Raw genomic sequence first — 16,267 nt, 5'->3', positions numbered from 1 at the left:
AGTTTGATATTTCCACATCTATCCAGAAGCTTCAAATCATTAACCACAAATACTGCACACCAATCCATCGGCATGATGGCTATAGTTATGCCACATAATCCACTTTTGTCCATTGATTTAATGACTAGAGGCGCACCGATCGCTTAAACCCGGTGGACGAGTTGTACTGGTGGAATATCGCCGGGAAAATCCCTTGATTCCGATTAAAGCGCTGCATAAAATGACTCAGAGACAAGCGCGTAAAGAAATGAACGCGGTGGGGTTACAGTGGCTGGAAACCAAAGAGTTCTTACCGCAGCAGCATTTAATGCTATTCCAGAAGCCGATAGAATCTGCCAGTTAATGAATGATTCCAGCATTCAGCACCATGATCTAGGACGGTTGGCGGCTGGATTCGCGCTATGCTGAGGTATGGAATCACTGAGTTAAGATAATTATTACTATCGGTTATGCGAGTTCAAAGTTTGTTTACTACCGTTACAGTTGCTTGTCTTTTTTGGCTAATCAGTGGGGTCATTGCCCCTGCTGCGTTTGCCTTCGTTCAGGTTGAACTGTCTGATCTGTCTTACCAAGAATGTCCCTCCAAGTTTTCCGAAGGGTTGGTCACGCCCGGTTCTCTCCAAGCTGCCAATTGCTACATCATTACAGGCAAAGCCATCAACAAGTCAGGTAAACCCGTGATCAACGCTGACATTTTTGGTCGGATCTACGATGCCAATCATAATCCCGTCTTTCAAAATCGTACCCGGCTCGGTGCCATTGATGAAGTCCCACCGGGCGTTAGTGATTTTGAAGTGCGAATTACGGTTTCGGCTAATCAGCCAACCCCATTGCAGCTTGAACAATTCAAAGCCTCCGGTTTTACGGGTAAAGTCCGCCGCTAAAAGCCTGTTGACTTTCATTGATATTTAACCCAAGACTATGCCATGCCTCCAAACAGTCCGGCGATAAGTTGCAGGACTATAATCGCCAGGAGAGGAGATAAGTCCAAACCTCCAATCGGCGGAATAAAGGAGCGGAAAATATTCAGGTAAGGGTCAGTAATTGGACTGAGCAATTCAGCCACTCGGTTCATCCACTCAACGGTGGGGAACCAGGTTAACAGAATGCGGACAAATATCAACAGTAAATAGATATTGAGGAAATTGGCGAGGCTGTCGGTTAGCAGTTCTGTAGCACTCATGAATTTATTCGCTTCCTTAGTAAGTTTAGAGGGCAGATAGTGTCTTTCTAGTAAGTTTAACGGATATCCCTCAATTCCGGCTCAGGAATCGAGGGAACCTTCCCTATCGGTGAGTTCTGTACTCCCATTCACTGGACCTAATTGCTGGCGTACATCATCAATTGCTGTATTAAGCTGGGCAATTTTGTCTTCTAAACTGCGACGCGCCGCTTCAATGCTCTCCTCGGAGTTGAGTTGAGCCTTTTTGCCCTTCATGGCTTTCTTCTCGGATAGGCGGGACTTGAGTAAGGACTGATCGGCATCTTCATTGCTACTATTGCGTTGTCCCGCTAGTATGGCTCCGATAACGCCACCGACTAATCCCCCTATGGCGATTCCCGCGAGAAGTCCGCCTGTAAAACCATCGCGCTGACTCATTTTTCCTTTCGTACCCTTGAAATAAAAAACGCAACTGCTTTTCCAGATTAACGGTTGGCTGACACGGATGCCATATCTTCACGGTAGAAGTTTCCCAGCCGTTCTCTACGAGGCGGGTTTTAGGTTAGGGCGGGTTTTGTACAAAGGTTACCATCAATAGCCAAGCAGAAAGTCCCTAAACCTGCCCCTACGCACTCAAAAGCAGCTTCCCTCGATCGCAGCGAAGGATCAACACTCAACACTCCCCCCTGTGATCATGTGCCAAAGGCGCGATCGCCTGCATCCCCTAATCCTGGCACTATAAATCCTTGCTGGCTTAATTCTTCGTCAATTGTAGCGGTGTAGATGGTTAAGGAGGGATAATCGCCTCCTAACTTTTGTAAGGCGGGTGGAGCGGCGACAACGCTGATAATGCGGATAAATCCTGGATCTGCACCTCGCTTAGTCAGTTCTGCGATCGCGGACATCATTGTACCCCCTGTTGCTAGCATAGGTTCGGTAATTAAGATACGTGTACCCGGATCAAATTGTTGGGGCAATTTATTTAAATAACAGTTGGCTTCTAAGGTTTCTTCATCGCGCACCATCCCCAGATGGTAAATGGATGCCAAGGGTAATAAGGTTTGCGCCCCTTCTAATAAGGCTAATCCCGCCCGTAAAATCGGCACGACTACTAAAGGAGTCTCTGGATTCACCATTGTGGCTGGACAAGGGGCTAGGGGCGTCTGAACCATTAAATCTTCCGTCGGTAGCCAATCTCGAATCGCTTCATAGGTGAGCCAGCGCCCTAACTCCGTCATCGCACTTTTGAATAAAGGGGATGGTGTCGCCGCATCACGGGCAACGCCAAGCCAGTGCTTGATTAGGGGGTGAGGGGGAACATAAACACGTAATTGCAAAGCCATAGTAAATTAACCGATAACGACAAAGGAATACCTAAACTGAATCATGATAATGCTTTTTTTTCCCGGCTGCCGAGATGGTATCTGGACTAAATGGTGAATTTCCTAGTTTATTGCTAATTCTTTGCATTAGTGTTGACATTTATTTTCAACAAGGATATAGTAGTCCTCAGTGTTCTCCTCTCATTAAGGATTGGTAGGTGGGACGGGCAAGCGGTAGCAGCCTGAACCACCCTCTTTTTTTTGCGGGGGTGCATGTAGAGACGTGCCATGGCACGTCTGGAAGGGAGAATGTAGAAAAGCTAAACTCGAATTTGTAAAAGACCTCTCTCGTCTCATAATTCATGGCTATTGCTTCTCAATCTCCCTCATCAACGAATCACGCTCTCAACGAAACCTCTGTATTTGATGTCATCGTCATTGGTTCTGGTATTGGCGGACTCGTGACGGCGACTCAGCTAGCGGCTAAGGGTGCCAAGGTGCTGGTACTGGAACGCTATCTGATTCCGGGTGGTAGTGCTGGATACTTTGAACGCGAGGGCTATCGATTCGATGTTGGCGCGTCGATGATTTTTGGTTTGGGTACTGAAGGAACCACCAATCTATTGACCAAAGCCTTAGACGCGGTAAATGTTGGTGTAGAAACGATTCCCGATGAGGTTCAGATTCACTACCATTTACCCGAAAGATTAGAACTGAAGGTTCATCGAGAGTATGAGAAATTCTTACAAGAATTGACGGATCATTTTCCCCACGAACGACAGGGAATTCGTCAATTTTATGATGAATGCTGGAAGGTATTTAATTGCCTCAACGCGATGGAGTTGCTGTCTCTAGAAGAACCTCGCTATCTGATGCGGGTGTTTTTTCAGCATCCTTTGGCTTGTTTAGGATTAGTGAAATATTTGCCCCAGAATGCTGGAGATATTGCCCGTCGCTATATTCATGACCCTCAGTTACTCCAGTTTATTGATATGGAATGTTACTGTTGGTCAGTCGTACCTGCGGATAAAACACCCATGATTAATGCGGGAATGGTGTTTTCTGACCGCCATTATGGGGGAATTAATTATCCCAAAGGGGGTGTGGGTGAAATTGCCCAGAAATTGGTTGATGGATTGGAAAAAGCTGGGGGACAGATTCGCTATTCAGCAAGGGTCAGCGAAATTTTAACCGAAAAGGGTAAAGCTGTGGGTGTACGGTTAGCCACTGGGGAAGAGTATCGAGCAAAGCGAGTGGTTTCTAATGCGACGCGCTGGGATACGTTTGAGAAATTACTGCCCTCAGAACAGATGCCTGCAAGTGAGAAAAAGTGGCAGCAGCGGTATCAGAAATCACCCAGTTTTTTGAGTTTGCATTTAGGGGTTGAGGAAAAGGTTTTCCCACTCGGTACAGAATGTCACCATATTTTATTGGAAAAATGGGACAAGATGGAGGAGGCTGAGGGAACTATTTTTGTGTCTATTCCGACATTACTTGACCCGGAATTAGCACCGAAAGGGTATCATATTATGCATACCTTTACGCCGAGTTGGATGGAGGATTGGCAGGGATTATCGGCTAAGGAGTATGAGGATAAAAAGGAAGAAGCGGCGGGGCGGATTATTGAACGATTGGAGGCAATTTTCCCCGGTTTAGATGCAGGATTGGATTATATGGAAGTAGGAACCGCCCGCAGTCATCGGCGGTTTTTAGGGCGTGAGGATGGCACCTATGGACCGATTCCGCGCCGCAAGTTAAGGGGGTTATTGGGGATGCCGTTTAATCGGACGGCGATTCCAGGATTATATTGTGTGGGGGATAGTACGTTTCCGGGACAAGGGTTGAATGCCGTGGCGTTTTCTGGGTTTGCTTGCGCCCATCGGGTGGCGGTGGATTTGGGATTGTAAGCTCGCATTTTGCATCATTTTCAACCATCAAATTGTAGGGTGCGTTAGCGAAGCGTAACGCACCATTGCTCTATTACAACTGGTGTCAGATTTCAGTTACTTACCCCTTTGCATAATCGCGTCAAAAGCCCGAAATCATGGGCGCTGATTTTCGGGTTGCTTGGACAAACCATTCCCACGGAGAAGTTTGCTCTCGACCATGGAAAGCTTCAAGGTTATTTCTGATGGCTTCATCGAGAATTATAGGCTGTTCTAAATGAGGAAGGTGGTGTCACGCGCTGGCAGTTGACTCAGATACAGCCGGTGGCGTGAGAATGCCCTCAGAATAGAATTCTGGGGCTATACAACCCAAGTCCGCCTACGCGGACTAACAGAAAATAAAAGATTTGAACCCGCGCAGGCGGGTTTTGTTTGTGTAGCTGCGATTTCCAATCGCCAAGTGCAAGATTTGAGGATAGAAAGGTTTAATATTTTCTTTAGTGTTCAATGATTATTTTGTGTAAAAATACGGATTATTGGAAGTAAATTTTATTTATAATAATAAGTGTAGCGTGTAACTACAGTATGAAGAACGAACGTAAACGCCATCATATTATTCCGCAGTTTTACTTAAAGAAATGGACAGACCTAAACCAACCTGATCGCACTCTCGTATGGATCTTAGACAAGAATAGCCTTCAAGGAATATGCACATCTCCTAAAAATGCTTTTGTAGAAAAGCACTATTTCACTGAACAGGAACTTGATGGGACACGCAACGATCCTGTTGAGACTTGTTTAAGCGAACTGGTTGAAACAGAAATGGGAATGCTTTTACCTGCTATCGAAGCTGGTCAACCTCTCACCACAGTGAATCAAAGGACTCTTTGGACTTTTGTCTTAACAATGTTCATGCGGGTAGATTGGTGGCGTCAACCCTTGAAAAGTTTAATTGACCCTGCACTAACGAAAGCTCGTCGCAAAGTAGTAGACAAAATCATAGAAGAAAATTCTAAGAATAGAAACACCAGATTACTTCGTCGTCAAGCTAAATCAAAAGCCTATCGTCGGGAAATTTCAGCAGAAGTAGAGCAGAAATCCTCCTCCTACCTAGAGACATTAGCTACATCATTAGCTACGAAGATACACCCAATGCTAGTTATGGCATCGCTTACTCTCGAAGAGTTGCAAAAAGAGTTGCAAACCTATCCCTTCAAAATTGTAAGAATAGATGGACTACCTCTCTTATCTTCTGATACTCCGTGCGTTGTAGAAGAAGATCCATCAATTCTAGAATTTGAGGGGGAGAATGTACCCAAAGTAGCATTTATCTGTCCCCTAACTCCCAAACTAGCATTTGTAGGAGGTTTAGGACTTAGTACTGGTTATACCACTACTGATTCTGAATGGGTTCGACGGTTTAATGCAAGAATACGGGCAAATGCACAAAAAGATTTAATTGCTAACACAAATACAGTGGATGATTCTTGGTTCTTGACAGATACTAATTCTCCCCTAACAATGCGGGAAATAATACTACAGTCACAAAATGATTCACCTGTTATAAAGACTCAGAGTAAGGGATTTGGCAGTAAAATATGATTTTTGCTACAGTCCTTTTTTAGACGGTATAGTACGGAATATTCATCATGAATGATTCAGAATTATCAATAGTAGCTCATCAAATCCCTATTCCTCATGGTCTAAATATTTCCGGTGAATCCCTAAAAGAACTATGTCAACACTGGCAAATCGTAGAGCTTTCTCTCTTTGGCTCAATCTTGAGAGAAGACTTTAATGCCGATAGCGATATTGATGTATTAGTGGAATTTTCCGAAAAAGCCAGAATTACATTTTTCGATCTCGATCTTATTGAGCAACAACTGAGCCAACTGTTTCACCGCCCCGTTGATGTCGTCACCAAACCAGCAATTCAACAAAGCCATAACCCTATACGCCGCCAGAATATTTTGGATAACTCCAAAGTGATTTATGAACAGAGATAAAGAGGTTTTACTGGATTTGATTAGAGCCAGTCGCTTAATTTTGGAATTCTGCGAAACATTGGACTATGAAACCTTTGCCAAAGACTTAAAAACTCAATCCTCTGTTCTCTATCAAATCGTCATAATTGGCGAAGCTGTGAACCGCCTATCGCCAGCATTCACCCAGGCTCATCCAGAAATTCCTATTAACGCAATTCGAGGAATGCGTAACCGAGTTATTCATGAGTACAAATAAGTTGATATTAAAATTCTGTGGGAAGTCATTCAAACCAATATTCCCCAACTCCTTCAGCAAATGCAAACCAGCCTCACCGAAATGAAAGAGTAGCTATAAACCTCAGTCGGGGCGGGTTTAGTCTCATCTGGGTGCAACGGAAAAGATAGTAGTAAAACCCGCCCCTACACAATTTTCCCAGGAGAACCACCAAATCCGCCAACTGATGAGCGTGCGATCGCGCTGTGCGTGGTGCTATTATGTGATCGCTCCCTTCGGAATGGTGGTGTCCCCCGTGGCTGTCCCACTTTGATGCGATCGGGTTTCTCCTACACTACAAGAATTTCTGCCAATTATTCACAAGCGTCAGGTGAAGTCGATTAAAGCTAGTTCTCTGGACTACGCTACCAGTTTTCAATTATTCAAGTAGAAATAGGACATAATGCATGAATGACTCACAGGAAACACCAGGCTAATTGACAAACCAATCGAGAATATGGCGGCAAAAGACCTTTTTCACCAATCAGTCAGACGCGGGTTAGAGAAAGACGAGTGGATGATTACCGACGATCCACTGGAACTGGAATGGGAAGAGGTCAAGGTTAAAATTGATTTGGCAGCAGAGCGGTTGATTGCAGCACAGCGAGGTGGAGAAAAGATTGCTGTTGAGATTAAAAGCTTTATCGGAACTTCATTAATTAGTGATTTCCATACAGCTTTGGGGCAATTCCTCAACTATAGAATTATGCTGGATGTTAAGCAACCTGATCGCTTGCTCTACCTGGCAGTTCCCCTAGAAACTTATGAAACCTTTTTTCAAAGTAAATTTGCTCAGGTAGCCATAGAGCGCTATCAACTCAAACTCATTATTTACGAACCTGTAACTGAGGAGATTGTGCAATGGATAAGCTAGAACATTATCGCTACTGTATTCAAACTCTTTTAGAAAAACACAGCCAGTATCAATCCCGTGATCAAGATGTAGAAAGTCAGCTATTCTTTGACTCAGTGCGAGATCATTATCAATTCATGCGAGTAGGTTGGAACGGCTTAAAGCGAGTCTATCACACTGTCCTGCACTTTGATATTAAAGATGGCAAGATTTGGCTACAGCAAAACACCACTGACGTTGATGTAGGTCAAGAATTGCAGGAAATGGGCATCCCTAAAGAAGACATCGTATTAGGGTTACATCCGCCCTACAAACGCCCTTATACTGGGTATGGCGTTGCTTAGGCTTCAAACTGTCATGCCACTATCCACATTGGTATCCATTCAGTGGTGATTCATGGAGTCAAACAGATAGTTAATCTAACGGATGAACGTCAGTGTCTGGGTTATAATCAATCAGGGCTTTGAGTGGCATTTATAATTGCTAGTCTTCAAGAAAAAAGGGTAAAACCTTTTCATATCTAACCTCCCGAAGCCAAAGGTAACGTCTCCACCTGGGTGATCATGTCCAATAATGAAAGCCCCAAACTCTTATTCAATGCCACATTACTCTCAGGACAACTGTGCTGCATCAAACAGCGAGGACAACCCTCATCGCAGTCACACCCTTCGGCTAACACCTTTGCTTTAAATGCAAAATCCCCGAAACGATGAAAAATAGCCTCAGATACCCCATTTCCTCCTGGTGTTGTATCAAACCAATACCCAATTGTGGGTAAGGTTTGCTGACGGTTGGGTTTGTTAACGATTAGACTATTCACCTCCTGAGTCTCGCTCAGAATTAACAAGGGTACAGCTAAATTAATTTGGTGAGTGAGAGAATGTAAAGCAATCTGTTCTGACGGACAAAACCAAAGACATTTATAGTCACTAGGAATATCTTCCCCATACTGCTGAATCACTTTTTGTTTAACGCCTTTAACCTGTTGAGTCAAATAGTCCTTAATGGGTTGGTTAACCTCGATTTGCAGTACAGGTGCTTCAAGTCGGGTTAAATAAGGCTCCTCAAAATTCACCGTTTTAATCCGTTTCTGGATTTCAGCAAACCGCGTCTTGCGCCGACAGTCTGGACATTGAGCTTCTTTAACTGGCTTATGATATTGCCGACATTGGAAATTTTTGCAGGTTTTGTCGTATTCTAGACTGTAGATTGTATATCCAGTAACATAATCAGTAATTTCTCCCCAACCCAGAATTAAGCGTATTCGTCCTTCCGGAATTATTGTCTCCAGAATCTTCGGTTCGGCTAAGTGAGATTTAAGTTCAATCTCGGTTTCTTGCTCCGCACGAGTTAACTGCTTAGGATCTTTGTCTAGAGGTTTTAAAATTGCCTTTTGGTTCTGCAAATCAAGGTTTTGACAAGAATACCAAACCCGCTCACCCCAGGACGACTGATGCTGATAAATTGCCTGGGGAAACACTTCTCGTTGGGCGTGCTTTTCATCCAATTCTTCAAATTCTTCCCCCGTATCTTGATCTACTAATGTCACCGTCCAATGGTTAGTTCCTCGCATTTGTACCTCTTTATGAGGGTAAGGTTTCGTCCACAAGTGCTGGTTGCGAGAGAGGGATAACTGCTTTTGATTTATTAACTGAATGGCAATGTCTGCGGCTGGCTGACTAAAATACTGATGAAATTTCTCTAAAGGAATACCACTCTCACAAGCCCCACAGAGTAAATGCTGTTTGAGGAAGACTTGATAGTCGGGATTACACACCGCACTTTCCACCTCACCCCTTAGCAATAAATCCGGGTTATTCCCATAAAAATAATCCAAGGCGTTTTGAGCAATTGGCAGAAAAATAACTAAACCTGGGCTTTTTCGTCCCGCCCTTCCTTGACGTTGACGTAACTGCATGAGTGAACCGGGATAACCGCGCAGTAAGCAACAATCCAGTTCCGGAATATCAATCCCTGCTTCTAAGGCTGACGTTGCCAAAATAATGCTAATTTCTCCAGCACTCAATTGCTGAATAATTTGGCGACGATGATGGGGCTTCAGCGAACCGTAGAATATCCTAACCTGGGATTTGAGATAGCCTTGTCCCCGTTGTTCTAGATTTTCTTGGATCTGATTTAATAGAGATTTTAGAGAAATGCGACTATTACAAAAAACAATCCCCTTGAGTCCTTGATCTAACCAAGATAGGACAATCGCACAAGACTCAATATTGGCATACTTAGATGGGGCTAAACAGAGAGTTGTCCGCGCCGCCGTTGCTGCACCACTGTTTTCTATGAGGTATAGATTTCCCTGTCTTCCACTAAATGTTTCTGCTAATTCGCCGGGATTGCCAATCGTCGCCGTGGCAAAGATATGTTGTAATCGAGTGGAATCTCCCCCACTTTGATCGATCGCTAATCGCAACCGTCGCATTAAATTGGCAAAGTGGGCACCAAAACTACCGCGATAGGTATGGGCTTCATCAATGACTAAGTAACGGAGATTAGCCAGAAACCATTGCCAGGATTGCCATTGCGGTTTAAAAGCTTTAAAGAGTTGATGGTGGAGTAAGTCAGGGGTGATACAAACAATTTGCGGCGATTGTTCTAATAATTTAATCCGTTCAGCCATGGGAACATCTCCCGTCAGCATCACCACATTAATCCGCTGAAACTTCGGCACATTGTCAAGAATGTCGTGAATTTGCCGCAACTGATCCACCGCCAACGCCTTCAAGGGAAAAATAAATAGGGCGGTGGCGTGGGGATTGATCAGACAGGTTTCCAGAATTGGGAGAAGAAACGCCAGAGTTTTGCCACTGGCTGTCGGGGTAGAGAGTAAAATATCTCCCCCTTGACGCAACGCCTGTAATGAGGCGTACTGATGGGACCACAGAGAGTTGATGCCAATGGTCATTAAAGCATAGCGGAGAACTGGGGGCAAATCCTGGGGTAAGGGTTTCGCCTCCTCCTGGGAAGCGGGGGTAATTTCTAAGGCGGTTAACTTTTCTGCGTCGAGTAGGCTTTGAGCGATCGCACGAAATGCAGGCGGTTGAATTGCGGCTATTTCGGCTTCACTGACTTGGAGGGTTCCCAACTCAGACAACGGAGGGGTTAGGGATAAAGCCGAATGGCTGGCTTCAATCAACTCATGGTGTCGAATTTCCTGGTAGGCGTGTTCCAGATACACTTCTACCTTGGCTCGTTGATCGGGAAACGCAGCCCAGGTGTAGACAGCGAAAGTGGCTTCAAATCGTTGAATGGCTTGGCGTAGGTTCCTGACGCGATCGCCCCTACTCCGCTCTAGGTAAATTAACCCCAAATCATAATGATTTTGCGCCCAATCCAGGGGAGCATCTGTCTGAGTAAAAACCTGAGCGGCAATTTCGTAGCCAATGCGGACAATTTCCAGATTATCCGTGCGATCGCCCCCAGGAAACTGGTTAATCAACTGACTAATCCCCTGTAGGCGTCTGGCTATATCCTGCTTGTGATAATCGTCCAGTTCAGCCAAAGTCGCGATCGCCCATTCTTGCAGCACAAGGGCAAACGTCTCATTCAGCTTATCTGTGTTCTCCGCCAGGATTGTATGCACCACGGATACATCATTGTTGCTCTTTAAACTAACCAACAACAATTGGTAGAGAAACGTCTTGTGGGTTTCCCAATTTGGATCAGCCATGATCTAAGCCACCATTCTGCTAGCGCGTTATTCCGATCACGTTCGCTTGTTCAATCATTGTACAGTAGGGGACAAGGAACTCTGCGGTTAACCTTCAATCCCACGAATAGGAAATCACCACAGCGTCGCGATCGCGTTGCATTTCCTGATCACAAAGCCCAGCTTCTAATCAATCCATCAGTCGCCGTTTGAGCCGCCAACTGTAGTCTTTATTCGTACCATCAGTTAATCTACTGAGTCAGCTCGCCACTTTTTGCCCAAGTCTAAAAGCTGAGACACGATTGTGTCTTGATTATATGATTGATCTATAAATTTATTTTTTGATAAATCAACTATTAATAATTTCCTATTTAAGATTTTACTGTACAGCCCTACACAGTACGCCCATAAAATTGCTATGATAGTCAGTCGATAGGACTACTATATCATTGGTTCAGCGATCAAGTCTGATCCTGTTCCAGAGGTAGTTAGTTAGGGAAGCATCTCAATCCAGCAAAATTATTGGTAGTGGAAGCATTTTGCTTCCTAAAATTTATGACTGATCTACGCCCCTACAGGACGAAGGCTTGGCTTCGACAATTGAATAAGGGCGGGTTTTGTTGCTCAGTTATTAGTGACAAGCTAGTTTGATACCAAGTTGCGTTCTATCATGTCATTCTGAGCGAAGCGTGACGCTTGCGCGATAGCGAGGAACGAGCGTCAGAATCTGGGCAGATGCTTCGCGTCACTCCGTTTCACGGAGCCTGCCCTCTTTCCGAAGTGAAGGGTTTTGCTCAGCATGACAGATTCTACCTTAGACTGCAACTTGGTATGAGTCCCTAAACCCGCCCCTACAGGGGAATACTTGGCTCCTAAGACAAATGACAAATGACGAATGACAAATGACTATGCTCAGTCAATCTTACCAACCGTCTGCCCTTAAAATGCGCCCCCTATCTTTTTTACGGAATTGGACGATTTTAGTCTTACTATTGCTTTGGTGTACAAGCTGTTCATTTCAAGACTCACAAGAGATCAATTTAACCCTCAACACCCAAGCTGGAGGGCGTCCTGGACTCTACAGCTTAAGTGGCACAACCAATCTCCCTGATCAAAGTCAAATTACAGTAGCCGCAATTCGCGATTTACGCTTCCCTGATCAGGCAGTGTATGGCGATGAATCGAATGCCCCTTATTCCATTCTCGATCGTCAAGTGGTTAGGGTTGAGGACGGAAAATGGCAAGCCACGCTAAATTTATGGCAGGTAGCGCCCGATGGACATTTCCGGGAAGCATGGCAACTGGAGCGATCACCCATTGGTGACTCCTTGCAACCCTCTGCTGATGTATCATTTGTGGCATTATTTGATCCACAGGGTCAACTGCCAACTGTAGAAAATCAAACCATCCAAACACCAGAACTTGAAGGTCAACTGGTTCGCTTTAGTAACGAAGGTCAGCCTTATGTCAAGGTCACTCAAAGCCAACGGATTCCTCTACCAACGGGTCGAAAAACTCCCCCTGTGGTTAAACCTGAAGATATGAATTGGGGTTGGGGAAAGGAGCGCTATGAACTTCCACCACAATCCCCAGCCCCTAAGAATGTGCGTCCGCAACCTTTGAAAACTGAACAAACAAATCAACCGCTTTTGCCCTCAGAGTTCTTGCGCTGATGGGCGAGAGGGGAAACTAAGTCGGGGCGGGCGCGAGTTACTTATGGGTGCAAAATAAATGATAGTAGTAAAACCCGCCCCTACACTTAAAACGATTGGCAGTGAAAATTTGCATTTTGGGCTCGCCGAAACCTTGATATACCGTAGGGTGGGCAATGCCCACCAGCCTTAAGGTGACGCGGATTGCCTACTCTCGTCGCTCAATCACGAGTTTCAAACGAGCAACGAGCGCCCCAATCGCGCCGACAGCCGCTATGACGGGAAACAACGTCACACCAACGACTCCACCCACGACGCCAACGGTTAGGGGAATTTCGATTAAGATTTGCTCCTCTTCGTTCTTGACGATAATCCGGCGAATGTTACCCTGATGGATCAGTTCCCTCACTTTGCCCACTAAGTCATCGCCACTAATGGTGAATTCTTCGACATTGACTTGGGTTGTGGTATCAATCTCAGGTTCAATAGACTGTAACTCATTTTCTAGAGGAACAGTTTTAGCGTTAATCTCCTCGAAGCTTTCTTCTGTGCGAATTGGTTCGTTCATCATTAAGCTGTTGTATGTCACTACCTTTTAGGGTAGCGAACTCAGTTGCTCGATAGTTAACCAGTTGGATTGAATTGATTCGATGATTCGGGGCAATATAAAGAAATCCATACCGTATATTTTGGCACAATGCATCTAGAGATACTTGACAAGAAAAGAAAATATGTACCCAAAAATTTTGATCATGATTTTTTTTCTGACTGGATTAGGATTAGTGACTCCAAGTCGGGCAGAAAATGCGGATCAGGTTCGCCAGTTATTGGAAACTGGAGCCTGTCGCCGATGTGATTTGGAAGGGGCGAATTTGAGAGATGCTCCCCTTGAAATTCGCTGATCTCAGAGATACTGACTTGAGAGATGCGGATTTGAGAGGGGCGGATCTCACACAAGCCGATTTGAGACGGGCAGATTTGACCGATGCGAATCTCAAAGGGGCTGATTTGAGGGGGACTTATTTAAGATTAACGAATCTGACTGATGCAAACCTTAGACGGGCTAACCTTTGCGGTGTGATTATGCCAGATGGTGAAACCTCTGAGCAAGGGTGTGAATAAAGCCCCAAATTGTATTGCACCCATTTGAGAACCGCTATAATGAGCCATCCGTCCTTTGTCATTTATCCCAAATAAGGGCTAAAGCCCTGACTACGAACGAACGGAACAAACGTCTATTCTTCTGAGGTTTCCTCCTTCTGTTCACATTCATCATCATCATTGTCCTCGCACTCTTTTTGCGCTTCGTATTCCTTAAGCAATTGCGCCACTCGCTCTTGAATTTCCAAATGTCGGGCTACGCCTTCGTAGGTATAACGGTTGTACCCATTGCGCTCAATTAGGGTTTCAATATTGCTAATCCGTTCCTCTGTATTCGGGTGAGTGGAGAGCCATGCAAATAAGGGGCGATCGCGGTCTTGTTCATTTAAAGTAATCATTAGATTATGCAGTCCATCCGCCGCATAACCACTAGCGACTAAAATCTTTGTCCCCAACGCATCAGCTTGACGTTCCATGTCTCGGCTATAGTCGAGAACAATTAAATTCGCGGCGGTGCGACCAAAGGGAATATATTGGGTAACATTGGCAATCAAATTCCCCTCCGTCACCAACTGAAAGCCATGGGATAATACCGCATGAGCCAATTCATGAGCCAATAACCCCGCCAACTCCGCCTCAGATTCCGTTTTCAAAATCGCGCCAGCATTGACAAATACCTTCCCACCTGGTAATGCAAAAGCATTTAGTTGGTCATCCATGACCACATAAAACTCATACTCAAACTCATCCCGCCCAGCAACGATCGCGAGTTTGTTGCCAATTTCCCGCACATACTCCAGCACCTGTTCATCCTCAACCATGGGGAGTTGCTTTTGTACCCTTCCGGCGAAGCTTTCACCCACGGCTGATTCACCGCGCAGCATTAATGTGGTGGTTTCAATAGCCGAAATCGGACCAAAGAGATTTCCGGTAAAAATATAACCCAACGCCCCCGTAACCACATTCGCGATCGCGTTTCCCCTCAGTTCACTCCGCAGGTGCGATCGATACCGTTCTAAATTCTCGTCCGCTAGCACCTCAAACTCCTCCGCTTGGGGATGATTGAAGTTAAGCATGGCAAACTGACGGGCGGCTAGAGAAGCTTCTAACCAGCGTTTCCTCTCGGCTAGGGCGATAACTTTAGCTTTAATTAAATCCGGCTCATTTGGATATAAGGTTGTCGCCCGCTCCAATATCTGAATCGCCTCATCTTGACGGTTATACTCCTTAAGGACTTGAGCATAGCGTAGATGAGCCGGAATAAATTCTGGTTGCTGTTCGACTAAAAACTGGAGGGGGATAAGAATTTTGGTTTCTAGCTGCTGTTCTAACCCTTCCTCCGACTGACGCCAGTACACCGCACCCGCCGGTGAGAGTTCGCTGGGTTGATAAATAGCGGTGGGTTTGTCTGGGGCTGCTTCCGTTTCAAAAGAGGCTTTCGCTTCCTGATAAAGCTGTTGGGCGGCGGTAAATTGACCGCTCATGTAGAGGCTATCGGCTTCAATCAGCTTCTGTTGACGTTCCCGTTGTTCGGGTGTCAGTTCTGGAATTTCGGCTGTGGTTTCTGTGTCTTCTTCTACATCAGCCGAGTCGTCGCTGGGGGTTTGTGAGGTTGGTGTCGTCTCTACTTCGGTAGAGTCTTCCGCCGTGGTTTCTGTGTCCTCTTCTACATCAGCCGAGTCATCGCTGACGGTTTCTGGGGTTTCTATTGTCTCTACTTCGGTAGAGTCTTCAACTGTAGATGAGGGGGATTGAGTATTTAACTCTGGTGGTGTTTCCTCTTCAGGGGCTGAAGGAGTTGAAGCGGGTACAGTGTCTGGGATGACGATAGTTTCTGGCGTTTCCGAGGAATCCTCCGCGACGATCACTGAAGCGGAAGCGGCTGGGGGACTGTCTGGAATGACAATAGTTTCAGCCGTGTTTGCGGGTAATTGGTATTCAACCGCGACTTGTTCAGGCGATCCGATCAACATCTGGTGATCGAGGGGATCTGGCGTCTGAACCGTTGGCTCACTGTGGGAATCTAAAACGGTTAGATTTTGAGTAGAACGAATGGATTCAGGAGTTTTCGCAGACTCGGCTAAAACGATAGAGGTCGAAGTTGGCAGTAGGATGCCTAAGGAGAGTAGGAGGGAGTTCCAGAGCAGTTTCATCAGCCGATCTCCAGGGATTGCTCGTTAGGGTTTGATTGTAGCCATGAGGCAGTGGCGCTAGTTTGCTCTACCTGTTTAACGTAATCGCGGAAGTCCTCACCCTCAACAATAGTAGGGTGAGGATGGACAGCGGAAAATTGAGGCACGAAATTTTCAAATTACATGATTTAAACTCTATTTTTTAGTGTTATAATAACATTAACCCTCCTAGGTCT

General features: G+C 45.4%; 16 protein-coding genes and 1 pseudogene. 11 read left to right on the top strand and 6 right to left on the bottom strand.

Translation table 11 applies throughout. The features are described 5' to 3' along the window. Positions 1-136: 136 nt before the first annotated feature. Together RLO19_RS28810 and RLO19_RS28805 are read left to right on the top strand one after the other, a co-directional pair. Positions 137-343, top strand: a pseudogene (locus tag RLO19_RS28810) (SAM-dependent methyltransferase); the annotation flags it as partial. Positions 344-449: 106 nt separating this feature from the next. Beyond that, positions 450-884 (top strand): hypothetical protein, encoded by a 435-nt coding sequence (locus tag RLO19_RS28805; RefSeq protein WP_446360894.1) that lies wholly within the window; start codon positions 450-452, stop codon positions 882-884. A gap of 35 nt (positions 885-919) precedes the next feature. Here the strand turns inward: RLO19_RS28805 and RLO19_RS28800 are convergent, their stop codons facing one another. From RLO19_RS28800 to upp, 3 genes are all read right to left on the bottom strand, one after another. Continuing rightward, positions 920-1,183 carry a YggT family protein gene (locus RLO19_RS28800; RefSeq protein WP_446339465.1) on the bottom strand — a complete coding sequence of 88 codons (264 nt, stop codon included), beginning with the start codon at positions 1,181-1,183 and terminating at the stop codon, positions 920-922. Between the two features lie 81 nt (positions 1,184-1,264). Further along, on the bottom strand, positions 1,265-1,600 hold the full coding sequence (locus RLO19_RS28795; RefSeq protein WP_446360892.1) for a hypothetical protein: 336 nt from the start codon (positions 1,598-1,600) through the stop codon (positions 1,265-1,267). 254 nt (positions 1,601-1,854) lie between these two features. Continuing rightward, entirely contained in the window at positions 1,855-2,505 is a 651-nt protein-coding gene (gene upp / locus RLO19_RS28790; RefSeq protein ID WP_446360890.1) for a uracil phosphoribosyltransferase, read from the bottom strand. 341 nt (positions 2,506-2,846) lie between these two features. Here upp and crtH point away from each other — a divergent pair, with 341 nt between their 5' ends. From crtH to RLO19_RS28760, 6 genes are all read left to right on the top strand, one after another. Then, positions 2,847-4,391, top strand: coding sequence for a carotenoid isomerase (gene crtH, locus RLO19_RS28785; protein ID WP_446360888.1), 1,545 nt, complete (start codon positions 2,847-2,849; stop codon positions 4,389-4,391). Positions 4,392-4,955: 564 nt separating this feature from the next. After that, a complete protein-coding gene (locus RLO19_RS28780; protein WP_446360886.1) occupies positions 4,956-5,972 on the top strand; it encodes a DUF4238 domain-containing protein in 1,017 nt (338 codons plus the stop codon). A gap of 47 nt (positions 5,973-6,019) precedes the next feature. After that, positions 6,020-6,376 (top strand): nucleotidyltransferase family protein, encoded by a 357-nt coding sequence (locus RLO19_RS28775; protein WP_446360884.1) that lies wholly within the window; start codon positions 6,020-6,022, stop codon positions 6,374-6,376. Next, complete coding sequence (locus tag RLO19_RS28770) at positions 6,363-6,611, top strand: HepT-like ribonuclease domain-containing protein (RefSeq protein WP_446360882.1); 249 nt, start codon at positions 6,363-6,365, stop codon at positions 6,609-6,611. The genes RLO19_RS28775 and RLO19_RS28770 overlap by 14 nt, the downstream gene beginning before the upstream one ends. Before the next feature lie 475 nt (positions 6,612-7,086). After that, the gene (locus RLO19_RS28765) at positions 7,087-7,503 is read left to right on the top strand and encodes a XisH family protein (protein WP_446360880.1); all 417 of its coding nucleotides are present in this window, start codon (positions 7,087-7,089) and stop codon (positions 7,501-7,503) included. Then, entirely contained in the window at positions 7,491-7,826 is a 336-nt protein-coding gene (locus RLO19_RS28760; RefSeq protein WP_446360878.1) for an element excision factor XisI family protein, read from the top strand. Before RLO19_RS28765 ends, RLO19_RS28760 begins: the two co-directional genes overlap by 13 nt. 176 nt (positions 7,827-8,002) lie before the next feature. Here the strand turns inward: RLO19_RS28760 and RLO19_RS28755 are convergent, their stop codons facing one another. Then, positions 8,003-11,167: a DEAD/DEAH box helicase gene (locus RLO19_RS28755; RefSeq protein WP_446360876.1), complete on the bottom strand. Its 3,165-nt coding sequence runs from the start codon at positions 11,165-11,167 to the stop codon at positions 8,003-8,005. An 881-nt stretch (positions 11,168-12,048) separates the two neighbouring features. Here RLO19_RS28755 and RLO19_RS28750 point away from each other — a divergent pair. After that, positions 12,049-12,819: a hypothetical protein gene (locus tag RLO19_RS28750; RefSeq protein WP_446360874.1), complete on the top strand. Its 771-nt coding sequence runs from the start codon at positions 12,049-12,051 to the stop codon at positions 12,817-12,819. Positions 12,820-13,006: 187 nt separating this feature from the next. Here the strand turns inward: RLO19_RS28750 and RLO19_RS28745 are convergent, their stop codons facing one another. Next, the gene (locus RLO19_RS28745; RefSeq protein WP_446360896.1) at positions 13,007-13,366 is read right to left on the bottom strand and encodes a DUF4342 domain-containing protein; all 360 of its coding nucleotides are present in this window, start codon (positions 13,364-13,366) and stop codon (positions 13,007-13,009) included. A gap of 184 nt (positions 13,367-13,550) precedes the next feature. Here RLO19_RS28745 and RLO19_RS28740 point away from each other — a divergent pair, with 184 nt between their 5' ends. Both RLO19_RS28740 and RLO19_RS28735 read left to right on the top strand, forming a co-directional pair. Then, positions 13,551-13,700 (top strand): hypothetical protein, encoded by a 150-nt coding sequence (locus RLO19_RS28740; RefSeq protein ID WP_446360872.1) that lies wholly within the window; start codon positions 13,551-13,553, stop codon positions 13,698-13,700. Next, positions 13,687-13,920 (top strand): pentapeptide repeat-containing protein, encoded by a 234-nt coding sequence (locus RLO19_RS28735; RefSeq protein WP_446360870.1) that lies wholly within the window; start codon positions 13,687-13,689, stop codon positions 13,918-13,920. The genes RLO19_RS28740 and RLO19_RS28735 overlap by 14 nt, the downstream gene beginning before the upstream one ends. Positions 13,921-14,033: 113 nt before the next feature. Here RLO19_RS28735 and RLO19_RS28730 read toward each other — a convergent pair whose 3' ends face one another. Then, a complete protein-coding gene (locus tag RLO19_RS28730; RefSeq protein ID WP_446360868.1) occupies positions 14,034-16,052 on the bottom strand; it encodes a M48 family metalloprotease in 2,019 nt (672 codons plus the stop codon). Positions 16,053-16,267: the final 215 nt, after the last annotated feature.

It is taken from the genome of Coleofasciculus sp. G2-EDA-02 (assembly GCF_040226375.1).
Classification (GTDB): Bacteria; Cyanobacteriota; Cyanobacteriia; order Cyanobacteriales; family Coleofasciculaceae; genus Coleofasciculus.
The sequence above is the reverse complement of the archived record's forward strand: the minus strand, read 5'-3'. Positions and strand labels throughout refer to the sequence as shown.